General features: G+C 56.0%; 20 protein-coding genes and 1 pseudogene. 13 read left to right on the forward strand and 8 right to left on the reverse strand.

The window, feature by feature from the left end; genetic code table 11:
• From V8L71_RS16575 to mdoH, 4 genes and pseudogenes are all read left to right on the forward strand, one after another.
• A pseudogene (locus V8L71_RS16575) lies at positions 1 to 114 on the forward strand (IS630-like element ISHsp2 family transposase); the annotation flags it as partial.
• A gap of 77 nt (positions 115 to 191) precedes the next feature.
• Positions 192 to 1,679 carry a putative bifunctional diguanylate cyclase/phosphodiesterase gene (locus tag V8L71_RS16580; protein WP_336274826.1) on the forward strand — a complete coding sequence of 496 codons (1,488 nt, stop codon included), beginning with the start codon at positions 192 to 194 and terminating at the stop codon, positions 1,677 to 1,679.
• A gap of 358 nt (positions 1,680 to 2,037) precedes the next feature.
• Positions 2,038 to 3,624: a glucan biosynthesis protein G gene (locus tag V8L71_RS16585; protein ID WP_336274827.1), complete on the forward strand. Its 1,587-nt coding sequence runs from the start codon at positions 2,038 to 2,040 to the stop codon at positions 3,622 to 3,624.
• Entirely contained in the window at positions 3,617 to 6,136 is a 2,520-nt protein-coding gene (gene mdoH, locus V8L71_RS16590; RefSeq protein ID WP_336274828.1) for a glucans biosynthesis glucosyltransferase MdoH, read from the forward strand. The genes V8L71_RS16585 and mdoH overlap by 8 nt, the downstream gene beginning before the upstream one ends.
• Here mdoH and V8L71_RS16595 read toward each other — a convergent pair.
• A complete protein-coding gene (locus V8L71_RS16595) occupies positions 6,119 to 7,081 on the reverse strand; it encodes a helix-turn-helix domain-containing protein (protein ID WP_336274829.1) in 963 nt (320 codons plus the stop codon). The two genes, mdoH and V8L71_RS16595, sit on opposite strands and share 18 nt — an antisense overlap.
• Positions 7,082 to 7,291: 210 nt before the next feature.
• On the opposite strand from V8L71_RS16595, the gene V8L71_RS16600 reads away from it, so the two are divergent.
• The 6 genes from V8L71_RS16600 (at position 7,292) to V8L71_RS16625 (ending at position 14,266) form a co-directional block, all read left to right on the forward strand.
• On the forward strand, positions 7,292 to 8,707 hold the full coding sequence (locus V8L71_RS16600) for an ethanolamine ammonia-lyase subunit EutB (protein WP_336274830.1): 1,416 nt from the start codon (positions 7,292 to 7,294) through the stop codon (positions 8,705 to 8,707).
• Positions 8,697 to 9,533 (forward strand): ethanolamine ammonia-lyase subunit EutC, encoded by an 837-nt coding sequence (gene eutC, locus V8L71_RS16605; protein ID WP_336274831.1) that lies wholly within the window; start codon positions 8,697 to 8,699, stop codon positions 9,531 to 9,533. Before V8L71_RS16600 ends, eutC begins: the two co-directional genes overlap by 11 nt.
• Positions 9,534 to 9,647: 114 nt before the next feature.
• Positions 9,648 to 11,087: an ethanolamine permease gene (eat, locus tag V8L71_RS16610; protein ID WP_336274832.1), complete on the forward strand. Its 1,440-nt coding sequence runs from the start codon at positions 9,648 to 9,650 to the stop codon at positions 11,085 to 11,087.
• A gap of 83 nt (positions 11,088 to 11,170) precedes the next feature.
• Positions 11,171 to 11,665: a CIA30 family protein gene (locus tag V8L71_RS16615; protein WP_336274833.1), complete on the forward strand. Its 495-nt coding sequence runs from the start codon at positions 11,171 to 11,173 to the stop codon at positions 11,663 to 11,665.
• 84 nt (positions 11,666 to 11,749) lie between these two features.
• Positions 11,750 to 13,510, forward strand: a complete 1,761-nt coding sequence (gene aceK, locus V8L71_RS16620) for a bifunctional isocitrate dehydrogenase kinase/phosphatase (RefSeq protein ID WP_336274834.1) — start codon at positions 11,750 to 11,752, stop codon at positions 13,508 to 13,510.
• A 42-nt stretch (positions 13,511 to 13,552) separates the two neighbouring features.
• Positions 13,553 to 14,266, forward strand: coding sequence for an SIR2 family NAD-dependent protein deacylase (locus V8L71_RS16625; RefSeq protein ID WP_176302605.1), 714 nt, complete (start codon positions 13,553 to 13,555; stop codon positions 14,264 to 14,266).
• Positions 14,267 to 14,274: 8 nt separating this feature from the next.
• Here V8L71_RS16625 and bioA read toward each other — a convergent pair whose 3' ends face one another.
• The 7 genes from bioA to V8L71_RS16660 form a co-directional block, all read right to left on the reverse strand.
• A complete protein-coding gene (gene bioA, locus V8L71_RS16630; protein ID WP_336274835.1) occupies positions 14,275 to 15,546 on the reverse strand; it encodes an adenosylmethionine--8-amino-7-oxononanoate transaminase in 1,272 nt (423 codons plus the stop codon).
• The gene (gene bioD, locus V8L71_RS16635) at positions 15,543 to 16,232 is read right to left on the reverse strand and encodes a dethiobiotin synthase (RefSeq protein WP_336274836.1); all 690 of its coding nucleotides are present in this window, start codon (positions 16,230 to 16,232) and stop codon (positions 15,543 to 15,545) included. Before bioD ends, bioA begins: the two co-directional genes overlap by 4 nt.
• Positions 16,229 to 17,011 (reverse strand): methyltransferase domain-containing protein, encoded by a 783-nt coding sequence (locus tag V8L71_RS16640; protein WP_336274837.1) that lies wholly within the window; start codon positions 17,009 to 17,011, stop codon positions 16,229 to 16,231. Before V8L71_RS16640 ends, bioD begins: the two co-directional genes overlap by 4 nt.
• Positions 17,008 to 17,760 (reverse strand): alpha/beta fold hydrolase, encoded by a 753-nt coding sequence (locus V8L71_RS16645; RefSeq protein ID WP_336274838.1) that lies wholly within the window; start codon positions 17,758 to 17,760, stop codon positions 17,008 to 17,010. The genes V8L71_RS16640 and V8L71_RS16645 overlap by 4 nt, the downstream gene beginning before the upstream one ends.
• Positions 17,742 to 18,899, reverse strand: coding sequence for an 8-amino-7-oxononanoate synthase (gene bioF / locus V8L71_RS16650; RefSeq protein WP_336274839.1), 1,158 nt, complete (start codon positions 18,897 to 18,899; stop codon positions 17,742 to 17,744). Before bioF ends, V8L71_RS16645 begins: the two co-directional genes overlap by 19 nt.
• The gene (gene bioB / locus V8L71_RS16655; RefSeq protein ID WP_336274840.1) at positions 18,892 to 19,971 is read right to left on the reverse strand and encodes a biotin synthase BioB; all 1,080 of its coding nucleotides are present in this window, start codon (positions 19,969 to 19,971) and stop codon (positions 18,892 to 18,894) included. Before bioB ends, bioF begins: the two co-directional genes overlap by 8 nt.
• Before the next feature lie 278 nt (positions 19,972 to 20,249).
• Positions 20,250 to 20,381: a hypothetical protein gene (locus tag V8L71_RS16660; protein WP_336274841.1), complete on the reverse strand. Its 132-nt coding sequence runs from the start codon at positions 20,379 to 20,381 to the stop codon at positions 20,250 to 20,252.
• A 43-nt stretch (positions 20,382 to 20,424) separates the two neighbouring features.
• Between V8L71_RS16660 and V8L71_RS16665 the strand changes: the two genes are divergently transcribed.
• From V8L71_RS16665 to V8L71_RS16675, 3 genes are all read left to right on the forward strand, one after another.
• Entirely contained in the window at positions 20,425 to 20,703 is a 279-nt protein-coding gene (locus tag V8L71_RS16665; protein WP_336274842.1) for a hypothetical protein, read from the forward strand.
• A 79-nt stretch (positions 20,704 to 20,782) separates the two neighbouring features.
• Positions 20,783 to 21,895 (forward strand): RNA-guided endonuclease InsQ/TnpB family protein, encoded by a 1,113-nt coding sequence (locus tag V8L71_RS16670; protein WP_336274843.1) that lies wholly within the window; start codon positions 20,783 to 20,785, stop codon positions 21,893 to 21,895.
• Between the two features lie 226 nt (positions 21,896 to 22,121).
• Positions 22,122 to 22,922, forward strand: a complete 801-nt coding sequence (locus tag V8L71_RS16675) for a tRNA-uridine aminocarboxypropyltransferase (RefSeq protein WP_336274844.1) — start codon at positions 22,122 to 22,124, stop codon at positions 22,920 to 22,922.
• Positions 22,923 to 22,933: the final 11 nt, after the last annotated feature.

Genomic DNA, 22,933 nt, shown 5'->3' on the forward strand with positions numbered 1-22,933 from the left:
ATGAAGTACACCTGGCTGCCCTTGAGTGCCTATCTCTCGTTTGAACGTCTACATGAAGAGGTACACCGCTTACTCGGTGGTTACGGAACTGATCACGCGATTAATTTTGAATAGGCACTTATCTGCCTGGGGTTCCCTGCCATAAGGTGATGGTTGAGCAGGAGTGTATCGTTCATGAGGGTGCCGCCATCATGCTGCCTAAGGAGAGCAATTGGGCGCTAAATTGGGTGAACGGCTATGTAGGACGTCGGCTTGATAACAGTCATGGTCAGCCGATGGGCCTTATGGGCGTCATGTTTAAAAAGCCGCTAGACGAAGTGGATATCGTGCGTAATGTGCTGCAGATATTTGCGGCGCGTGCAGCGTCAGAGCTTGAGCGTCAGCGAGACGAAGTACGAATACGGCAATTAGCCTTTTGTGATCCTGGCACTCAATTGCCTAATCGGGCCGCTTTTATGAGCCACTTAGAGCGAGTCTTCGCCGATACGCAGACCCCTGAGCTGGCGCTATTGCTGCTGGATCTGAACCATTTTAAAGAGATCAACGATACCGCAGGGCACGATCTGGGCGATTTAGTTCTGAAGGCCGTTGCTCGCAACTTTGCTGCGGCGCTAACGAAGGATGAGTTTTTGGCCCGATTAGGGGGCGATGAGTTTGTCGTCGTTTGCCCTGGCGTAGGAGCGATTGGTGCGTTAGCTGCCGCTCAGCGGCTGTGCGATAGCATTGCATACCCGATGCTGGTTGAGGAGCACTCCTTTGAACTCTCAATGGGCATCGGTATTTCGCTTTATCCCCAGCATGCGGCAACGCCCTTGGAGCTTTTGAAGCATGCTGACATCGCCATGTACCAGGCTAAACGACAAAAGCTTTCCACCTGTATATTTGAACCCTGGATGGGGCGCGTCGTCGCTGAGCAGTTGAATATCGCCAAGCGTTTAGCGTCCGCTATTGCAGAAAAACAGTTAAGCTTGCACTTTCAACCCCAGGTTGATTTAAACAGTGGCCAATTAATTGGCGCCGAAGCGCTGTGCCGGTGGCACGATGAAGAGCTTGGCGACGTATCGCCGGGTAAATTCATTCCCATCGCCGAGGAGCGTGGGATGATTGTAGCGCTTGGTTATTGGGTGATTGAAGAAGCTTGCCGACAGCTGGCTGAGTGGCGGGCGCAGGGCCATTCAATGCCGGGGCAGCTAGCGATCAATATAGCCGCACAGCAGTTCGAGGAAGAAAGCCTGGTCGCTAACCTGCTTGATAGCTGTGCTAGTTTCAGCATCGAGCCCTCGCAACTTAGCTTGGAAATTACCGAAAGCGGCATCATGGAAAATCCTGAAAAAGCGATCGCCATGACCGAAGTATTAAAGGGAAAGGGGTTGGGGCTATCTATCGATGATTTTGGCACCGGCTACTCATCGCTTGCCTACCTGAAGCGCTTTGCCGCCGATAAAATAAAAATCGATATCTCCTTCGTCCGCGATATGCTCACTAGTGACAATGACCGTGTCATCGTGGCGACGATTATTGCCATGGCGAACACGTTAGGGCTTGAAACCATTGCCGAAGGTATTGAAAGCCAAGATCAAATCGCCGCCTTGCTTTCACTTGGCTGCAACCAAGGTCAAGGTTACTACTTTGACCGGCCACTGGCCGCCGAGCAGTTTGTTCAGCGCTGGCTCTGCTAATCTAACCGGTAGATGTTGGCTAAGTATTGGCGCAGGGTTTTCGCAAAACTACGGCTTGTAATAGACCACCCGCTTAATGTAGCGCCTCTCCACGCGGTTCAACATATTGAGTAAGTTCTAATTTTTTTGCCTCAGTCCTTTCAAAAAGCTCGGCCAATCAGGGTGCCAAGTAGTCTAGACTCATGCTATACCTAAAATGTAATCTAATCGTTACATACGCGCATGGCGTGTGTTTTGGCGATGGCGAGCAATAGCAGAAGGACGCAATTAGCTGATCGAATGGTCTCTCACGTATGTCGATTCGGCAAATAAGCGTATTTGATTTCAGGCAAAGGATTGTACAGGAGGATTACGCTAAATGAGTGGATCGACCCCGCTAAGCAAATTTTCACGCCGCAACGATTTTTTTTCTCTAGCTGTTCTAGGCGGGCTGCTGGTTGGAAGCTTCCCTCTTGAGGCTTTTGCGTTTGGCTTTGAAGATGTCGCTAGAAAAGCAGAAGAGCTAGCCCAGCAGGGCTATCGTGCTCCAGAAACGTCGTTGCCCAATGAGCTGCGAGAACTCAGTTTTGCGGAATATGCGCAAATACAGTACAAGCGAGATCGCGACGTGTGGAGCGGTAGAGGCGCACCTTTCACCCTGAGCTTTATCCATGAAGGGATGCATTACGACAGCGCAATCCAGTTAAACAGTATTGATCAGGAAGGCGAGGTTCATGGCTTTGCTTACAACCCTGATGACTTCACTTACGGTGATTTAGGCATCTCCGACGAAGTGAAGAACAGCGATAGCATTGGTATTGCCGGTGTTAAGATCAACCATGCGCTCAATGAAGGTGGCCGCAATGAGGAGATAATGGTCTTTCTGGGGGCAAGCTATTTCCGCGCTATTGGCAGAGGGCAGGTTTATGGTCTTTCAGGGCGCGGACTGGCTGTTGATACAGGGTTGCCTTCAGGCGAGGAGTTTCCTCGTTTTACAGAAATGTGGATCATCGAACCTAGCCCAGAGAGCCAGTACTTGACGATTTTCGCCCTGCTTGACTCGCCTAGCGTTACTGGCGCCTACCGCTTCGTGCTGCGTCCTGGAGAAGACACCTTAGTCGACGTGCAGTCGCGGCTATATTTGCGCCGGGCGGTCGAGAAATTGGGGATAGCACCGCTCACCAGCATGTACCTTTACGGCCCAGAGCAGCCCTCTTCGACACAACACTATATCCCGGCAATCCATGACTCTAATGGCCTATTAATCAATGATGCGCAAAATGGTTGGACATGGCGCCCGCTAGCCAATCCAGCCAGATTGATGATGAATCGACAGGCAACGCCTCAGTTACGCGGTTATGGTCTGATGCAACGTGGCCACAATTTTAGCGATTATCAGGATATTGCCGCACGCTATGACCTACGCCCAAGCGCTTGGGTTGAGCCACAAAATGAATGGGGGGCAGGCAGTGTTGAGCTGATTCAGATTCCGACAGACAACGAGACCAACGACAACATCGTTTCGATGTGGCTGGCTGATGAAGCACATGACCCTGAAACCCCGCTGGCGTTCGATTACCGTATTACGTTCACAACCGATGAAAGCCGTCACCTTGATCCTCAGCTTGCGTGGGTTGAAGAAACACGTCGCTCACGGGGAGAGGTGATTCGCGATAACCTGGTGCGCGAGCCCGACGGTACGCTCGCTTTCGTTCTCGATTTTATCGGGCCCTCGCTTTCCGGTATCGGCCGCGATGCAAATATGAGCGTTGAGGCAAGTGTTGGCGATAATGGCGAATTAGCCAATAGTCGCGTTGTTCATAACCCGGCGACCAACGGCTGGCGTGTATTTGTCAACGTGAAGCGCAGTAATGGCAGCCAGCCTTTGGATATCAGGGCCAAGCTAATGCTCGATGGCAAACAAATGTCCGAAACGTGGTACTACAGGCTGCCCGCTAATGGCTGAAAAAAAGTCTTCCTCCCAGGCAACGCCAACGGATCTCTATCTAGAGCGATTGGCGTTGGAAACCCAGGATCGTAAGGAGCGCTACACGCTATTAGCCGGTGACCTTGATAAACTTGATATGGCTTCACTGCATGCTGCGTTGGGTGGAGATAGCGAGAGCGAAGGTGATTGGCAGCATAAAAATAATGATGACCCAGCGGCATTATCAGTGGGTCGACGCCTAGCGCTTGCCTATGCAGAGCCGCCATTAGCACCACCAGAGGTACTGTCAACGGACACGTCTGGCATTACGCGCCTGCGAACGTCGCCGCCGATGAAACGAACGCCATTGGCGCCCCAGAAGTGGTCGACCAATCCTTTCGTCAATATTGGGCGCCGTTTCAAGCGCTGGGCTAACGGTGATTTTCGAAAGCGCAGAAGAGAGTCACCCTCCGCGTCCTGGAAGTGGGTCGCCAGAAGGCGTCGTTGGATTTTGCTGGTGCTGATTTTCGGTCAAAGTATCATCGCTGCCAATCAGATGCGTACCGTACTCCCCGGCCAGGGCCTGCAGTGGCTTGAGGTCACTATCCTGTCGCTGTTTGTGCTGCTGTTCGCCTGGGTGTCCGCGGGATTTTGGACCGCTTTGATGGGGTTTTTCCAACTATTACGAAGCCATGATCGCTACGCCATTGACAGCGAAGTGGGCGACGAGCCTATTGATGATGAGGCGCGCACTGCACTGCTGGTGCCGATCTGTAATGAGGATGTTGCCAGGGTCTTTGCCGGCGTGCGCGCCACCCTGGAGTCACTGCGCAGCACGGGTAATGACCGGCATTTCGATATCTTTATCCTGAGCGATACGTCCGATCCCGATATTGCCATTCAAGAAACCTACGCTTGGCTGGTGTTGTGCCGTGACCTGGATGCTTTCGGCCAAGTTTACTATCGCCGACGACAACGCCGTGTCAAACGCAAGAGCGGTAATCTGGACGATTTTTGCCGCCGCTGGGGGGCACTCTATCGTTACATGGTGGTGCTGGATGCCGATAGTGTCATGAGCGGCAAATGCCTGACCCGGTTGGTGCAAATGATGGAGGTGCACTCGAGGGTTGGCATTATCCAAACAGCGCCCCGCGCTTCGGGGCGCCTCAACCTGTACGCTCGCATGCAGCAGTTTGCGACGCGGGTTTATGGGCCGTTGTTTACCGCCGGGCTCCATTTTTGGCAGCTGGGCGAGTCGCACTACTGGGGCCATAACGCGATCATTCGTCTAGCCCCGTTTATGCAGCACTGCATACTGGCGCCGCTGCCCGGTAAAGGCTCCATGTCCGGTGAGATACTATCCCATGACTTTGTCGAGGCGGCGCTGATGCGGCGCGCGGGTTGGGGGGTATGGATTGCCTATAAACTGGAAGGCAGCTATGAAGAAATGCCGCCTAACCTGCTTGATGAGCTCAATCGCGACAGGCGCTGGTGCCACGGAAATTTGATGAATTTCCGGCTGTTTTTCTCGCAAGGTATTCATCCCGTTCACCGCGCCGTCTTCCTGACCGGTTTAATGTCTTATCTGTCAGCGCCGCTATGGTGTCTTTTTTTAGTTCTTTCTACCGCACTTCTAGCCGTGCATACCTTTAGCACGCCCGACTATTTTCCTGAACCGGGAATGTTGTTTCCTGTTTGGCCACAATGGAATCCAACCTTAGCGGTGGGGTTGTTCGGTGTGACGGCGCTACTGCTGTTCTTGCCTAAGCTGCTCAGCGTACTGCTGGTTTGGATAAAGGGCAGCCGTCAATTTGGTGGGCCGCTTAAGGTATTGGCGAGCATGGTTCTCGAGTCGCTGTTCTCGATGTTGTTAGCGCCGGTAAGAATGCTGTTTCACACCCGCTTTGTACTGACGTCTGTAATGGGATGGGCGGTCCAGTGGCGCTCACCGTCCCGGGAAAATAGCGACACCACGTGGGGTGATGCTATCCGCGCTCATTGGACACAGACTCTCATAGGAGCTGTGTGGGCAGCGGGTGTTTACGTGATGGAACCCACCTTTCTCTGGTGGCTCTCGCCCATTGTCGTTGCTTTGATGCTATCCATCCCGGTATCGGCATTATCGAGCCGTGTTTCGCTAGGGCAGCTCAGCTTTCAAAAGCGGCTGTTCCGGATTCCTGAAGAAACGCAGCCACCAAGGGTGCTGCGACGCATGGTGAGCTTGCTTGCCCAGATGAACACCGGGATGTCGGCCCCCTCTTTTGTCCGAGTGGTGGTAGAGCCCGTGCCTAATGCGTTGGCAACGGCCTTAGGCACTTCACGGCACACCGATGTCGAGCCCATACGCCAGCGCCGAGCCGAGCGGGTTTCTCGCGCCGTATTGATGGGGCCAGCGGGGATGAGTCGATTGGAGCGGCTGGATTTTCTAGATGATCCAGTGATGATGTCTCAATTGCACTATCACCTATGGGTCGACAGCAAGGCGCATCGCAGTTGGTTTGAGTTGGGTCTGCCAGGGCGCGAATCCACGCATTTACCGACCTTTAACTAAGCTTAATTTTGCGTTAAGCGTGTGTGACGGACATTCACCAAACTGCTGCTTATAGTCATGGGCGAATTGGCCCAGATGCCAGAAGCCCCAGTAGGTGGCTATTTCCGTTACTGACTGCTCGGGTGATGCGGCACGCAGCGCCCGACGGACACGATTGAGCCGCGTTAAACGTAAATACTGCAGCGGGCTAATGCCTAGAATGGCCGTAAAGCTGTACTGCAGCGTGCGCCGACTAACATGGGTTAGCTGGCAAAGTTCATCCATGGTTACCGGGCCATCCATGTGCTCGTCCACGTAGCGTTTTACCCGGTCAACCACTTCTTTACGGTGCGCATAGCTGGGTGGCAGCTCTGCACTAGGCTGTTCGACTTGCAGGAGTTCCAGCAGCGCCATCAGCAGAATGTCTTGATGGATATGGCTAGCAATGGTCAGCGTTTGGCTAATCAGCAGGCGCTCGATAAGAAACGCGACGGCCTTGAGCGTTTCGCTTGCTGCTTGCCGACGGGGCATGACGTCCCAGCCTGTATCCAAGCTCATCCCCTGTCGCTTAGCGGCCTCTGCTAACGCTGGCAATTGAATCACCAGCCCATAGATATCGAATTCTTCCGGCGTCACCAATTCAAAATCCCGCCCACCGGGGCGGCACATTACGTCGCCCTCGCTAAGCGCTTGGCCATTGATCCGCGTGCCATGTCGCGTCGTGGGAATGCCGATCCATAGCGAGTTTGGCCATACCCGACACTGCTGGCGTAGCGCTTGCCCAGTGTGCTCCTTAAACACCTGCATCGTTTCTAATGCCACTTCATCCAGGCGACCATAGAAGCTGCCAGGGCTGAGCTGGTCGTACTCCTGCTGCCAGCGCGTCAGGTTTTGCGCGTGCTCATCGGCATCGAACGCTTCCTGAACGTATCTTTTTGGTGCAAATGCGCTTTCGAGCGTGGTCATGGGGCTCTCCTCGAGGCGTTATATGAGCCCAATATTGCTGGCTAAACGCCTTAACTTTCTGTATTTATTTAAATTTATTAAATATTCACGGGTTTGCCAAAACTCGATACTCCCTCTCTAGTGATAGCGCTATGGTGGAAACAAGCAAGTTTTATACCCCAACGCGCAGTCAGCGCGATAAAAAAAGCAGTCGTAAAAAAGGAAAGCTCCATGGCGCAGACCTATCACACCACGGTGGGGAGTCGCAGCTACCGCTTCGCAAGCCTAGCCGAGCTGATGGCCAAAGCCACACCGCCTCGTTCTGGCGACCGATTGGCTGGCGTAATGGCGGAGAGTGCCGAAGAGCGGGTGGTCGCTCAAATGGTACTCGCCGAACTCCCGCTGACCACCTTTTTGAATGAGGCCCTGATTCCTTACGAAGAGGATGAGATCACCCGGCTGATTATGGATGATCATGACGCCGACGCCTTCGCTCCCATTCGTCATCTTACCGTGGGCGATTTTCGTAACTGGCTACTCTCTGATCACGCGACCAGTGAAGTATTAGCGGAAGTGAAAGCGGGGATTACCCCGGAAATGGCCGCTGCCGTCAGCAAGCTGATGCGCAATCAGGACTTAATTCTGGTGGCCAAAAAGTGCCGGGTCACCACCGCCTTTCGCAACACAATTGGACTGCCGGGGCGGCTCTCGACACGACTGCAGCCCAACCATCCCACCGATGATGTGACCGGTATTGCCGCCAGTATCCTGGATGGCCTGCTCTATGGCAGTGGCGATGCGGTGATTGGCATCAATCCTGCGACTGATAACGTCGCCCAGAGCGTCAAGCTGATGCGCCTGATGGATGAGGTGATTCAGAAGTATCAAATCCCCACCCAGTCCTGCGTGTTGACCCACGTAACGAACACTTTGGAGGCGATCGAGCAAGGCGCCCCGGTCGACTTGGTCTTCCAATCGATTGGGGGCACCGAGGCCACCAACCGCAGCTTTGGCTTTGACTTGAGCACTCTCGCCGAGGCCGAAGCGGCCGCGCAGTCGCTCAATCGTGGCACCGTAGGCCGCAACGTGATGTATTTCGAAACGGGGCAGGGCAGCTCGCTTTCCGCCGATGCCCATCACGGGCTCGATCAGCAAACCTGCGAATCGCGCGCCTATGCGGTGGCGCGCAAGTTCAACCCCTTGCTGGTCAATACCGTGGTGGGTTTTATCGGCCCGGAGTATCTCTTTGACGGCAAAGAGATCACCCGTGCAGGGCTTGAGGATCACTTCTGCGGAAAATTGCTGGGTGTGCCTATGGGCTGTGATGTCTGCTACACCAATCACGCCGAAGCCGATCAAAACGATATGGATAACCTGCTCACGCTGCTCGGCGTGGCGGGCTGCAACTTCATCATGGGCATCCCGGGCTCTGACGACATCATGCTCAACTACCAGACCACCTCTTTCCACGACGCGCTCTATGCACGGCGGGTGCTGGGACTGAAGGCCGCGCCGGAATTTGAGCACTGGCTCGAAGAGATGCAGATTTTCCAGGATGTCAGCACCCACCGGCTCAATGACCAGCTTCCGGCCGCCTTTGCCAATAGCCTGCGCCATCTGCCCAAGGAGTCGCGCCATGGCACCTGATTCGTCATCCCCCATCGTGGTGGAGAACCCCTGGGAGAGGCTGAATGCTTTTACCGACGCGCGCATTGGCCTGGGGCGCGCTGGGGTTAGCCTGCCGACCAGCAAGCTGCTGGCGTTTCAGTTGGCTCACGCCCAGGCCCAGGATGCGGTTCACTGTCCGTTGGATGTCGAAGCGCTCTCCACCGAGCTGACCCAAGCCCTAAATGTGTCTGAGGCGCCGCTGCGCCTGCACAGCCATGCCCAGGATCGTGCCATGTACCTGCAGCGGCCCGATTATGGCCGACGCCTTAACGACGAGAGCCGTGAGCACCTGCAGCAAGCCGCCGCGTCCCAGCAGCACTATGACCTTGCGATTGTCGTGATCGATGGGCTTTCCGCGCTCGCCGTGCAGCAAAACAGCGCGCCGTTTCTTAGCACGCTTTATCAGATGTTGAGCAGCGACACCGCTGATTGGCAGCTAGCGCCGTTAACGATTGTTGAGCAGGGGCGGGTGGCCATTGGCGATGAGATTGGTGGGCTGCTCAACGCGGACGCAGTGCTGGTGATGATCGGTGAACGGCCGGGGCTGAGCTCACCGGATAGCCTGGGATTGTATATGACCTGGGCGCCGGAACCGGGGCTCAAGGATGATCGGCGAAACTGCATTTCCAACGTGCGCCCGGCGGGTTTGCAAATAGAGGAGGCCGCCCGGCGTTTCTTTCTGCTGTTAAAAGAGGCCCGTCAGCTCAAATTGTCTGGCGTTAAGTTGAAAGACCGCAGCGAGGACGATGTGTTGGAAGGGGACTCAGCATCAGGCTCGACGCGTAACTTCCTGGTGGCGGATTAACGTCACCCAAAAGCGACATTCTATAACAACGATCACATAACAAAACGGAACAACGTTGATAAACAACAGCACGCCGCTGACGACGATTTCGTTCCACACTAAAAGGGCAAAACGATGACACAACCATCGATTGATCAGGCGTACCTGGCGAAACGTCAGTTGCGTAAAGGCACCGCGGGCTGGATATTGCTCGCGGGGCTTGGGGTTTCCTACGTTATTTCCGGTGACTTCGCCGGCTGGAACTTTGGTATTGCAGAAGCGGGCTGGGGTGGCTTTGCGATAGCGGCCTGTTTGATGGCGCTGATGTATCTGGCCCTGGTGCTGTCCCTCGCGGAAATGTCCGCGGCGATTCCTGCAGCGGGCGGTGGCTACAGCTTTGCCCGCCAAGCAATGGGGCCTGCCGGTGGTTATTTAACGGGCCTTGCGGTACTGATCGAGTACGCCTTGGCCCCAGCGGCGATTGTGATTTTTATCGGTGCCGCGGTAGAGGCGTTAATCGGCATTAACGGCCCGCTGGTTTACCTGATTTTCTACGCCGTTTTCATTGGTATCCACTTGGCAGGCGTAGGGGAAGCGCTCAAGGTCATGATGGTGATTAGCGGCCTGGCGGTGTTCGCTATTCTGGCAACTGCTGTCGCGCTAATTGGCAGTTTCGACGCTGCCAACCTGTTTGATATTGCCCCCACCGATTCGGCGGGGGCCAGCACCTTTATGCCGTTTGGCTGGTACGGCGTTTGGGCGGCGCTGCCGTTTGGTATGTGGCTGTTCCTGGCGGTGGAAGGTGTACCGCTGGCCGCGGAAGAAGCCAAAGACCCCGCCCGGGACATGCCCAAAGGCATTATCGGCGCGATGCTGTTCCTGCTGTTCACCGCGCTGCTGGTCGTGGTGCTGCTGGCCGGGGCGGCGGGCGCTGAGATGATCGGCCAGAGCGGCGTGCCGCTGGTGGATGCGTTGAACGCAGCGGGCAACCCGACCCTGGCCACGTTGGTGAACGTGCTGGGCTTGGCGGGGCTGATCGCCTCCTTCTTCTCGATTATTTATGGCTACAGCCGGTTGGTCTTTGCGCTTTCACGGGCGGGGTACCTTCCCAAACCGTTGTCGCTGACCAGTGGCCGTAAAGTGCCTTATTTGGCACTGATCGTGCCCGGCGTGTTTGGTTTTCTGGTGTCGTTGAGCGGGGAAGGCGATTTGATGCTGGGAATGGCCGTGGTCGGTGCGACGATCTCTTATGCGCTCATGGCACTCAGCCATATTCTGCTGCGGGTAAAACAACCCGACCTGCCGCGCCCGTATAAAACGCCTGGCGGTGTCGTCACCTCAGGGATTGCACTGGTACTTTCCCTGGTTGCGCTCACTGGGGTATACGCCTTCGACCCACGCGCCTTTAACTACACCATCGTGCTGTTCATTGTTGGCGCAGCCTACTTCTTCCTCTACAGCAAGAATCACCTCGTAGCCAAAACCGCCGAGGAGGAGTTTGCACTGGTAGTCGCGTCACCTGAGGAGCTGGATGATAGTGATTCAGACCCAGCGGTCACGACAGCGAAGCTGTAATTTACAAGGCTAATCGCCTAGGCTGACCAAGCCTCTTTGCCCTGCGGCAAAGAGGCTTTTTTGGCTAATGATAAGGAGTAAGCATGGCGTTGACATTTGATAGCCCAAACGAGCAGCAGCGCTGGTACGCAGTGGATGATGGCGTGATGGGCGGTGTTTCACAGAGCACGTTTAGCGTTACTGACAACGAAGGTCGCTTTCATGGCGAGGTGTCGCTGGAAAACGGCGGTGGTTTTGCTTCCGTTCGCCGCGAGCCCAACGGTTTCGAGCCAACGCTAGCGGATGCCCAAGGGATAGCGTTGACCGTGCGGGGCGACGGACGTACCTATCAACTGCGCCTGAAAAGTACCTCTCTTGGCAATGCTTCAGCGTACCGAGTGAAATTTACGCCTTCTCAAGATGCCTGGGAGACACTGCACTTTTCATGGGATGCTTTTGAAGCAGTGCGACGGGGAACGCTATTGAGTGACGCCCCTGCCGTAACCCCTAGTGAGATTCACCAGGTCGGCTTTTTAATCGCTGACCGCACCGCGGGGCCTTTTTGCCTTCAGATCAACCTAATCGAGCCCCTGCGCTAAGTTGGCGTTGGCTACCCACCAAGGTCGTCTCGCATGTAGCTTCCAGTTACGCGAAGCTGGTAAAAATGATCAGGAGCACGGCCCTTGAAACACGCACCTGCGTACCGCTTAGCCACGACGATTTTGCACGGTTTTGATGAGTACCGTGCGCGCTTTAAAGAGATCACTGCCGATGCCAGCCGTCGTTTCCGTGATGCGGCGTGGCGTGATACCCAACAGGCGTCGGCGGAGCGCATTAATCTTTATCAGGAAAAGATCGACGTTACGCTTGGGCGCTTAAAGCGCACTTTCGATCCTGATGTGGTGTCCCACTGCGAGAGCTGGCGCGAGGCGCGCAACCACTATGCTGAACTGATCAGCCACCGGCTCGATTACGAACTCGCTGAGACCTTCTTTAACTCGCTGTTCTGCGCCATTTTCCATCATCGCCATATCCGCAATGAGTGGATGTTTGTGTATAGCTCCCGGGAGGATGCTGCCCATCGCTCGGGAATTGACCTATGCCGTCGCAAACAGGTGAATGGCGACTGGCAGGGCGCGCTCAAATGGGCACTTATCGATGCGCCTTTCGAAAACCGTTTTGCGGAAATAGACCAGGATACCCATCTCGGCGCCACTTTCTTACAGCAGCACTTACCCTCAGCGATTTTGAACACCGGCGATGCGGAAATCGAATTGCTGAATAGCGTTTTCTACCGCAATAAAGGGGCTTATCTGGTCGGGCGTATTCGTGGCGGTGGAGAGCAAGTACCGCTGGTGCTGCCGGTACTCCACGGCGAGGGATTTGGCGAGCAGCAGGGGGGCGACCCTTGCCTACACCTGGATACGGTGCTGATCGAAACCGATGAAGTGTCGATTATTTTCTCCTTTACCCGCGCTTATTTTCAGGTGGAGGTGGCGGTGCCCAGGGAGTTTGTCGATTACCTGCAGCAGCTGATGCCGCACAAACCCGAAGGGGAACTCTACGCTGCCATCGGGTTCTTCAAACATGGCAAAACTGAGTTTTTCCGAGCCCTGAACCGTCAGGTCGCCAAGCGCGAAGATCAGTTTATTATCGCCCCTGGCGTGCGCGGCATGGTGATGGCAGTGTTTGTGTTACCCAGCTTTCGCACCGTGTTTAAGATCATTAAAGATAAATTCGACCCGGCTAAAGACGTGACCCACGCCGTGGTGCGCGAAAAGTACCGGCTAGTAAAACGCCATGACCGGGTAGGGCGCATGGCCGATACTCAAGAGTTCTCCAATTTTATTGTCCGCCAGGATCATTTTGCGCCGGAGTGCCTGGAGCACTTACTGGAAGTGGCGCCCTCTACCGTTGTGTTGAAAGACGATAAGGTCATTATCAAACACTGCTACACCGAGCGCATGATGACGCCGCTGAATATCTATCTAGAGCAGTGCAGCGAACAAGAGAAGGAGATGGTGCTTAAGGATTACGGCAATGCCATCAAGCAGATGGCTGCGGCGAATATCTTTCCTGGCGATATGCTGCTGAAAAACTTTGGCGTGACGCGCCATGGAAGGGTGATCTTCTACGACTACGATGAGGTCTGCTACCTCACTGAATGCCGTTTCCGGCAACTTCCGAAATCCTATGGCAATGACTTCCAGGGGGGCGATACGTTATCCATCGGCCCTAACGATATTTTCCCGGAGGAGTTTGGCCCTTTCATGTTTGCCAACCCTCAATTGCGCCGCCTGTTTATGGAGCAGCATCCAGAGTTATTCGACCCGGATTACTGGCTGGAACTGCAGCAGGCAATTATCGATGGCCGGGTCATCGACGTATACCCCTATCGAAATAAGCAGCGTTTCGTGGGTACGATAGGCCAACTGGTATATTAGGCTTCTATTTTAGGCCCATGAAACACAAGCGACGAGGTAAGCATGGCAGCAAGCCCGCATTTGGTGGTGTTTACCGGCTCTGGGATTAGTGCCGAGAGTGGCATCAAGACCTTCCGTGCCAGCGACGGACTATGGGAGAACCATCCGGTTGAAGATGTCGCCACCCCTCAGGCGTGGCGGCGCAATCCGCAGCAAGTGCTGGATTTTTATAACCAGCGTCGTGAACAGATACGTCGTGCCAAGCCCAACGCGGCCCATAAGGCGCTGGCTGCCCTGGAGCAAGAGGGGTTTAACGTTAGCATTATTACCCAGAATATTGATGACCTTCATGAACGTGCAGGCTCTCGCCATGTATTACATTTGCATGGCGAGATTTTAAAAGCCCGTTCGTCAATTGATGAACGCATGCGCTACCCGCTGCCGAAAGGGGGCATCGAGCTGGGCAATGTGTGCGACAAGGGCAGCCAACTGCGGCCCGACGTGGTCTGGTTTGGCGAATCGGTGCCGCTGTTTGCGGAGGCCTGCGACCTTGTTAGCCAGGCTGACTTTCTGCTGGTCGTTGGCACGTCGCTGGCCGTCATGCCCGCTGCTTCGCTGCTCTCGTACATTGACTACGACACGCCCTGCGCCCTGGTCGACCCGGAGGCGGATATGCTCAGCCCGCCGGGCGTGCTGGCAATCAATACCACGGCTGGAGAAGGCGTTCCAGCGTTGGTAAACCGCTGGAAGCAGCAGGGTAATCTTGTATTGTCATAGCCCTCGCTTTAGCTGCGGCTAAACCACGCCTTCATTACATCGGTAATCTGGGAGATTTCCGCTTCAGAAGTAATGTAGGCGGGCATGGTATAGAGCCAGCGACCAATGGGACGCAGCCATACGCCGCGCTCGCGGGCGAAGTCACCTACGCCCTTTAACGCTTCAGCGGAGTGCGCTTCGATCACTGCGGTGGCGCCGAGCACGCGAACGTCAGCCACGGCCGGATGTGCATTCAGTGCCTGATCTTCGAGTAGTTCACGCTGCAGTTGCTGACTGAGCTTGGCAATCTTGTCCAGGTAATTCTCTTCCTCGAAGACGCGCAGACTCTCCAACGCCACGCGGCAGGCCAGCGGGTTGCCCATAAAGGTAGGCCCGTGCATAAAAGCGTGCTGGGGAGTGTCGCCGATAAAGGCGTCATGGACACGATCCGTGGCGAGCGTAGCGGCGTGACCCAAATAGCCGCCGGTCAAGCCTTTGGAGAGCACCATGATATCCGGCGTGATGCCCGCGTGGTCGGCGGCAAACAGTTTGCCGGTGCGGCCAAAGCCGGTGGCGACTTCATCAAAAATTAGCAGCACCCCAAACTCATCGCACAGTTCCCTGGCGCCAGTGACATAGTCCGGCGAGGTCATGTTGAGCCCGCCTGCTGCTTGTAAAAGCGGTTCCATCAATAGGGCGGCGATTTCATCATGGTGGCGCTCAAGTACGCGACGCAGGGCGCTAAGGTCGTGCTCGACCTGTTCAGCGGTGGCATCAAAAGGGGCCGTGGGCGCCGGGGCGAAATGGTGTTGTGGCAGTAGGCTGGCGAACAGGCTATGCATGCCTTCCTCCGGGTCGCATACCGCCATGCAGCCGGTGGTGTCGCCGTGGTAGGCCTTCATCAACGAGAGCATCTTTTGCTTGCCGGGGTTGCCGGTGAGTACCTGATACTGGAGGGCCATTTTCATCGCCACTTCCATGCCCACCGAACCGCTATCCGAGTAGAACACATGGTTCAGCCCGGCGGGGGTAATGCGCACCAGCTCACGCGCTAATTGATCGGCGGGGTCGTGGGTTAAGCCGCCGAGCATCACATGGCAAAGCTCACCTGCCTGTTCGCGGATGGCCGATACAAGGCGCGGGTGGCCATAGCCGTGAATCATGCACCACCAGGAGCAGGTAGCATCCAGCAGACGCTCGCCGCTTTCGAGCACAAAGTGAGTACCGTCACCGCCCACCACCTTGGGCGCGGGCGTTTGGGTTTTTAAGTGGGCATAAGGATGCCAAACCGGCGTGTTCATAACGGCTCCAGGGAGAGGTAGGGGGCGGCAGTTGCGGCGTCGGGGTCATCTAGATGAGGAACGATGCCTAAACAGGGGGCCGCGAGTTTGGCGTTTAAATGAGCGATATTGGCCTCAAAACGGGCTGTATTAGCCGCAAAAGCGGGGTCAACTACGCTGCCTGCCCAGCCTGCTACTACCAAGCCGTCGGCGCGAATAGCTTCCGCCGTTAAGCGGGCATGATTCAAGCAGCCCAGCTTTAGGCCAACCACTAGAATCACCGGCAGCTCAAGCGCCATCGCCAGATCGGCAAAATCTTCCTGCTCGTTTAACGGTACGCGCCAGCCACCGGCGCCTTCAATCAGAGTGACGTCTCTAGGTGTTTGGCTAAGCGTTTCGCGCAACAAGCTAACGATGGCGCTAACCTCAAGCGGCTGACCCGCCTCTAATGCGGCAAGATGAGGCGCAATGGCGGGGGCAAAGGTGATGGGGTTCACCGTGGCGTAGTCGACCGGCGGCACGCTTTGGTGCTGAAGAGCGAGGGCATCACTATTTCGCAGGCCTTTAGGCGTGGCTTGGCTGCCCGAGGCGATGGGTTTCAAGCCCAGCGTGCTCAACTGCTGTTGGTGGGCGGTATATAGCAATCCGCTGGTCACCAAGGTTTTACCCGCATCGGTATCGGTGCCCGTCACAAACCAGATGTTCATAGCGATTTTTCCAATTGCAGCGTTAAGCAGTGGTAGCTCACGGGTAAGCCTTCCGGCTGGCGGCGTTGTTCAAAGCGCGCTTGTGCGGCGGCGATGTCATTTCGGCTAAGGCTGGCTTGTGGCCGGGCAATCTGGGCGCCGACACCTTTGATCGACGCCATCACCGCCTTTAAATCAGGGTAATAAAATCGTTCCACGGTGGTCGTCTGCCGGGTGATGGTTAAGCCGTGATCAAGAATGGCACTCTCGACGCTGGCGCGATCAGGTGTTTGCAGCAGCGCCTCCGGACGCTGCCAGGCAAAGGCTATCTCCTCCAGGGTGCCGGGCAGCAGCGTGGTGATATGCGCCTGCCCACCGGGCGTGAGTACCCGGTAAAGCTCCTCCATCACCGCGCCAATGTCGGGGCACCATTGCACCGCCAAGTTGGAAAACACCAGATCGAATGAACGTTTATCAAATGGCTGGGCAGCAGCGTCACCCGGTTGCCAGTGGATGCTTTCACCATAGCGTTGGCGGGCCTGTCCCAGCATGCCAGGGGCTAGATCTAACCCCGTTATACGAGCATTCGGGTAACGTTCAGCCAACCGCTGTGTCCAGACACCGGTGCCGCACCCCATATCCAACACGTTATAAGCGTGTGGAGGTAACGTCCCCCAAAGCATCTCACCTATATGGCGTTGTGCAGTGGCTAGCGTATCGTAGCGGGGAGCAGCTCGTGAGAAAGCGTGGGCGACCCGTGCCTGCCAGTTTGCCTCAGTCTTCAGCGTTAGATCGTTCATAAAGCCGCCGTGCTGACGTTAGTCATCTGATTAGCATGACGGACAATCTCGGCGGCGAGCACCTGGGGCTGCGAGAGCATCGGGCAGTGGCCGACATTACTTAAGGGTTCGCCGATGCGGCGCTGGGCGGGGCTGATTAATGGATCATGCTCCCCGATAAGGCGTACAACCGGGCAAGGGGGCGCCGCTAAGCGTGGACGATTATCAATCGACGCCAGCCAGTGCAGTCCGGTAGCCAGGGTGGTGCTGTCGGCGGGGGGCGTATCACCCAGCAAATCATGCAGTTGCCGGTAAGCCTGCCGAGGGCTGGGCTCCCCTTGGGTTTGCCAGCGCAAAAAGTGTTGCCACGTCGCGGTGGGAGCGCGTTGAAAGGCGCGCTGAAAGGCACTCAGCTCGGCACTAGTGACGCCACCTTTGGCGCTGACCTCGTCTCTGACACAGAATGCATCCCCCGCACCGAGCAGAATCAGGCCCCGAGGTGGGGGGAGATATGCCAGTAGCGCCGTCGCCAGTAGCCCACCCAATGACCAGCCGACCCAGACCGCATCGCTGGCTAACGACTCGTCCATCGCGTCTGCCAGCTCTTGTATCGTCGCGTTGGCCGCAAGGGGAGGCGTATCGCCGTAGCCGGGCCACTCTACTGCCTGGGCAGCTGCAGCTAGGTCGCTTGGCCAGTGCGCCTCGAGCGGCTGCCAAATACGCTGGTCGATTCCCCAGCCGGAGAGCAGAATTAAACGAAGGGGCTGCATAACGCCTCTTGGTGCTGGCAGTGGTGGAGCGCGGCTAACAGTTGATCAATGTCGTCGTGCTGATGGCGAGCGCTTAAAGTCACACGCAGACGGGATTCACCCTTGGGCACCGTTGGCGGTCTAATCGCCCCCACCTGTATGCTCTTTTGCTGTAGCTGTAACGCCCAGCTTAAGGTGCGCGTTTCATCGCCCAGGATCAGCGGTTGAATGGGGGTGGCCGACTCGCTGAGCGGTAGCCCCAGTTGCAGCGCCTCATGGCGAAAGTAAGCGATATTGGCGTTTAGCTGGTCACGGCGTTCCGGTTCACCCTGAACGATCTCCAGCGCTTTTAACGTCGCGGCGGCGATGGCCGGAGGCTGGGCGGTGGTATAGATATAGCTACGTGAAAACTGAATCAAGTGCTCGATTAGCTCGGCATCCCCGGCTACAAAAGCCCCAGCGGTGCCTAATGCTTTACCCAGGGTGCCAACCAAAATCGGTACTTCGGTGCTGTTCCAGGTGCTGCCCACGCAACCGCTGCCATTGTCGCCTAGCACCCCTACGCCGTGGGCATCATCGATCATCAGCCAGGCGTTGTGCTGCCGACTGACTTCGACCAGCGTGGCAATGTCGGCGATATCGCCATCCATACTGAAAACGCCATCGCTGACCACTAGCTTATGCGCGCACTCACTGCGCGCCAGCAGGCTTTCCAGATCAATAGCATCGCGGTGATGAAAGCGACGCGAGCGGGCACCGCTTAATACGGCGCCATCGATTAGCGACGCGTGGTTGAGTCGGTCTTGGAAAATAGCGGTATGGCGATCTGCCAACGCCTGCAGCACGCCTAGATTGGCCATATAGCCGGTAGAAAACAGCAGCGCACGTTCGCGGCCTGTCCAGCGCGCTAACGCTTCTTCCAAGGCGTCGTGAACCTCCAGATGACCGCTGACCAAATGCGAAGCGCCTGCACCTGCCCCGTAACGGCGAGCGCCCGCTGCCTGGGCCTCGCTAACGCGCGGGTCTTGAGCGAGGCCTAGGTAGTCGTTACCGGCAAAGTCGAGGGTATTGCTTTTGGCTACCTGCCGAGTTCTCCAACGCTCCGTCTGTTGACGATCAGCGCGGGCGTCGGCCAGACGCTGTTGCCACGCTTCAGACACTGGCGTCTACCGCCAGCTCGGCAACGCGTTCGGCGTGCACCTGCTGCTGTGCCTGTTGGGCAAGGCGTGCCGCTTGGATATCTTCGCTTTCGCAGGTCTCGCGCTTCTCAGGGTGCAGGCCCAGCTTGGCAAACAGCGCACGGTCACGATCTACTTGGGGGTTGCCGGTGGTCAGCAGTTTGTCGCCGTAGAAGATCGAGTTGGCGCCTGCCAAAAATGCCAGCGCCTGAGTCGATTCGTTCATCTGCTCGCGGCCAGCAGAGAGCCGCACATGGCTTTGCGGCATCATAATGCGGGCGACCGCAATGGCGCGGATGAACTCAATGGGGTCTAGATCCTCGACGTTTTCCAGCGGTGTGCCGGGCACTTTCACCAGCATATTGATCGGCACGGATTCGGGGTGCGGGGAGAGCTTGGCCAGCTGTTGCAGCAGGGCGCTACGATCTTTGGCATCTTCGCCCATGCCGAGAATGCCGCCGGAGCACACTTTCATGCCTGCATCACGCACGTTGGAGAGCGTTTCCAGCCGGTCGCTGTAGGTGCGGGTGGTGATGATTTCGCCGTAGAACTCCGGTGAGGTATCCAGGTTGTGGTTGTAGTAATCGAGCCCCGCCGTGGCCAGTCGGCTGGCCTGTTCGCCGTCGACCATCCCCAGCGTCATGCAGGTCTCCAGGCCCACGGCTTTCACCTGACGAACCATCTCTTCGACCAGCAGTAGATCCTTATCCCGCGGGCTGCGCCAGGCGGCGCCCATGCAAAACCGGCTGGCACCGGCTTCTTTCGCTGCCTTGGCTTGTTCGACGACCTTCTCAATTTCCAGCAGCTTCTCTTTTTCCAGCTGGGTGTTGTAGTGGCCGGACTGCGGACAGTATTTGCAATCCTCCGGGCAGGCGCCGGTCTTGATCGATAGCAGGGTAGAGACCTGCACGGCGTTAGCATCGAAGTGGGCACGGTGAACCTGCTGGGCTTGAAACAGCAGATCATTGAACGGCAGCGCGAAAAGCGCGTTGATCTCTTCTAGCGTCCAGTCGTGGCGTTGTTCATTAAGGAACTGTTCGTGAGGTACGGTCATCTGTAAACCTTATTATCTGTATTAGTTGACGAGACTTTAGCGGCGTTGCGCTTTGGGTGTCAATGTTGAGAGTTTTTTAGGTTTACAGGTGTTGTGTGGATAAATGCTAGCCTTTGTAAAAATAGCTTTTGAAGCAGCGGCGAGGAGAGTGACATGCGCTTGAGTAACTATCAGCGCCAAATGATCGTCCAGTCAGTAAAAACTGTTTCGGCCCTCAGGCGGGAGTCAAACTGTTTGGCTCCCGTACAGATGACGCCCGTAGAGGCGGTGATATCGATCTACTCATCACCAACGAGATGCAGGATGTTAACGATATTGTGCGAGCCGAGATGCGTTGCCAAGTGCAGCTTCAGAAAGCGCTTGGTGAGCAAAATATCGATATGCTGATCGACTATCCAGGCCGAGATCATTTCCCCCTATATCCAGCATCGCCGAACAGTCGGGTATACCGTTATGAATCAAGATATTCCTCAGCATCGTTTACTTGACGATTGGCGTGAGTGTCAGCGCCATCGCCATTTCATTGACTATGCGTTGTCGTCTTTGGAAACATCGCTGCCACTAACCGGTGAACGACTTGCGTTACTAAGTGATGCGGAGATTCAAAGTTTGAATCAGTTTGTGCTTAGGTTTGGTAAGTTACAGGGCGCTATTGGCGCGCGGTTCCTACCTTCAGTGCTGCTGTATTTACAGGAGCCTTATCAGTCAGAGCGGAAAACCTCGTACTTTTAGTGCGATGATGGATAGCGCGGCGTCCGCTAGGACGCTTTGCGTCTTGCGCTCTTACATAAAAAAGTATAAATTGTAAAATATGGTAACCGAACGTGCTTTCAAATACCGCTTTTACCCCACGCCCGAGCAGGCAACCTTGCTGGCACGGACGTTTGGGTGCGTGCGGTTTGTCTGGAACGCGGTGCTTCGCTATCGCACCGATGCGTTCTATCAGCGTCAGGAAAAGATCGGCTACAACGACGCCAGCGCGTTTCTAACGCAGTTGAAAAAGCAGCCTGACACCGTGTTCCTAGCCGAAGTCAGTTCGGTGCCGCTGCAACAATGCCTGCGACATCAGCAATCAGCGTTCAAACACTTCTTTGCCAAGCGGGCTCGCTATCCGAGCTTTAAATCCAAAAAGCATCGCCAATCGGCCACCTTTGCTAGTTCGGCATTTTCGTACCGTGACGGACAGATCACGCTGGCCAAGTGCAGCAAACCACTGAACATTCGCTGGAGCTGCGATCTACCTTCTGCCCCTAGCACCGTTACGGTATCCAAAGACGCCGCCGGACGCTACTTCATTAGCTGTCTGTGCAAAGTGGAGGCCGATGCCCTGCCGATCACGCCGAAGATGGTGGGCATTGATCTTGGGTTGAAAGAACTGTTCGTGACCAGCGACGGAATGCGGGTTAATAACCCGCGGCATACGGCACGCTATGCCCGAAAACTGGCGCGATCGCAGCAGCAGTTAAGCCGCAAGCAAAAAGGCTCGAATAACCGCGCCAAGGCGCGGCTAAAGGTCGCCCAATGCCACGCTAAAATTGCCGATACCCGGCTTGACCACCTGCACAAGCTCACCCGCCAGATTGTTAACGAGAACCAAGTGATCGCGGCGGAGAGTTTGCAGGTTAAGACTATGGTCAAAAACCGGTATCTATCCAATGCCATTAGCGATGTCGGCTGGGGTGAGCTGGTGCGCCAGCTTGAGTACAAATCGGCTTGGGCGGGACGGCAGTTCGTCCAAATTGATCGCTGGTATCCTAGCAGCAAGCGCTGCCATGGCTGCGGGTATGTGATGGCCTCTCTGCCGCTGAATGTCCGCACCTGGGACTGCCCAGACTGCGGCACCCAGGGCATTGACCGTGACCTCAATGCCGCCCGCAATATCCTACAAGCAGGCACCGCGCTGTTAGCCGGTGCCGACAGTTGAAGTAAATACCGAGGGGCACTCGGGAATCTACGCCTGTGGAGTTTGTGTAAGACCGGCAATGCCAAGGCATTGAAGGCGGCGAACAACGAAGCAGGAACCTGGGAGGTGACAACCAGGGAATCCCCTTCCTTTCCGCCGCAAGGCGGCAGCGCAAGCTGAGGGAGGGGAGGATGTCAAACTCTGCGCCCTTTTTCACTCTTAGTTTCCCCCACTCTTTGGAGCGCGGATGTCTGCTTTTAAAAGCTCTGCTGATAAGGGCTCTATTGATAAGGACTGTGTTGATAAGGGCTGTGTTAACAGTCCCAGCAATGAGCATCCGCGCCCGCCCAGGCGTGAATTCAAAGCGCGCGGCAGTTTTGTCACGCGCTGTGAAGGGTGCAATTTACCGGTGCTTAATTGTTTGTGCCCCTATCAAGTGAAGGCGGAAAGCGTCGCTCAGGTATGGCTGTTAACGCATTCGATCGAGCACTACAAACCGACGAATACCGGTCGCTTGATTGGTGATGTGCTTAGCGAGACGCGAATCTTTACCTGGTACCGTACGGCGCCGGATGCACAGCTGTCAGCGCTGTTGAAAGACCCTCGCTATGCTCCCTTTGTGATTTTTCCCGATGACCAGCCCGACTACGCGGATCGGGTGGTGGGTATCGAAGCGGTGCATGCGGCGAAAGCGCAGACGCGCATTCCGGTATTTATCATTCTGGATGGCACCTGGCGTCAGGCGCGGCGCATGTTCCGTAAAAGCGCCTATCTGGATGCATTGCCTGTGCTGCCATTGAGAACCGAGCGGGAGACGCGTTATCGGCTGCGCAAACCGGCGTCAAAATCGCACCTTTGTACTGCGGAAGTGGCGATTGAGCTGCTGCGTCAGGGCGGAGATACGGTCGCTGCGGATGTGCTGGATGATTACTTTGAGGTGTTTAACGATAGCTACGCGGCGAGCCGACTGCATCACAAAATCGACTCGCCGACCGCGGCGATGCGGCGCCTGTTAGCCAAACAAGAAGCAGCGCCCATAGAGGAATGAGCGCTGTGAGG

The organism is Vreelandella indica, assembly GCF_037070225.1.
GTDB lineage: Bacteria > Pseudomonadota > Gammaproteobacteria > Pseudomonadales > Halomonadaceae > Vreelandella > Vreelandella arctica.

Bases quoted from the DNA above. Each gene is read 5' to 3' on its own strand.
- V8L71_RS16580 (WP_336274826.1), top strand. From the start codon at position 192: ATGCTGCCTAAGGAGAGCAATTGGGCGCTAAATTGGGTGAACGGCTAT.
- V8L71_RS16585 (WP_336274827.1), top strand. From the start codon at position 2,038: ATGAGTGGATCGACCCCGCTAAGCAAATTTTCACGCCGCAACGATTTT.
- mdoH (WP_336274828.1), top strand. From the start codon at position 3,617: ATGGCTGAAAAAAAGTCTTCCTCCCAGGCAACGCCAACGGATCTCTAT.
- V8L71_RS16595 (WP_336274829.1), bottom strand. From the start codon at position 7,081: ATGACCACGCTCGAAAGCGCATTTGCACCAAAAAGATACGTTCAGGAA.
- V8L71_RS16600 (WP_336274830.1), top strand. From the start codon at position 7,292: ATGGCGCAGACCTATCACACCACGGTGGGGAGTCGCAGCTACCGCTTC.
- eutC (WP_336274831.1), top strand. From the start codon at position 8,697: ATGGCACCTGATTCGTCATCCCCCATCGTGGTGGAGAACCCCTGGGAG.
- eat (WP_336274832.1), top strand. From the start codon at position 9,648: ATGACACAACCATCGATTGATCAGGCGTACCTGGCGAAACGTCAGTTG.
- V8L71_RS16615 (WP_336274833.1), top strand. From the start codon at position 11,171: ATGGCGTTGACATTTGATAGCCCAAACGAGCAGCAGCGCTGGTACGCA.
- V8L71_RS16625 (WP_176302605.1), top strand. From the start codon at position 13,553: ATGGCAGCAAGCCCGCATTTGGTGGTGTTTACCGGCTCTGGGATTAGT.
- bioA (WP_336274835.1), bottom strand. From the start codon at position 15,546: ATGAACACGCCGGTTTGGCATCCTTATGCCCACTTAAAAACCCAAACG.
- bioD (WP_336274836.1), bottom strand. From the start codon at position 16,232: ATGAACATCTGGTTTGTGACGGGCACCGATACCGATGCGGGTAAAACC.
- V8L71_RS16640 (WP_336274837.1), bottom strand. From the start codon at position 17,011: ATGAACGATCTAACGCTGAAGACTGAGGCAAACTGGCAGGCACGGGTC.
- V8L71_RS16645 (WP_336274838.1), bottom strand. From the start codon at position 17,760: ATGCAGCCCCTTCGTTTAATTCTGCTCTCCGGCTGGGGAATCGACCAG.
- bioB (WP_336274840.1), bottom strand. From the start codon at position 19,971: ATGACCGTACCTCACGAACAGTTCCTTAATGAACAACGCCACGACTGG.
- V8L71_RS16660 (WP_336274841.1), bottom strand. From the start codon at position 20,381: ATGATCTCGGCCTGGATAGTCGATCAGCATATCGATATTTTGCTCACC.
- V8L71_RS16665 (WP_336274842.1), top strand. From the start codon at position 20,425: ATGAATCAAGATATTCCTCAGCATCGTTTACTTGACGATTGGCGTGAG.
- V8L71_RS16670 (WP_336274843.1), top strand. From the start codon at position 20,783: ATGGTAACCGAACGTGCTTTCAAATACCGCTTTTACCCCACGCCCGAG.
- V8L71_RS16675 (WP_336274844.1), top strand. From the start codon at position 22,122: ATGTCTGCTTTTAAAAGCTCTGCTGATAAGGGCTCTATTGATAAGGAC.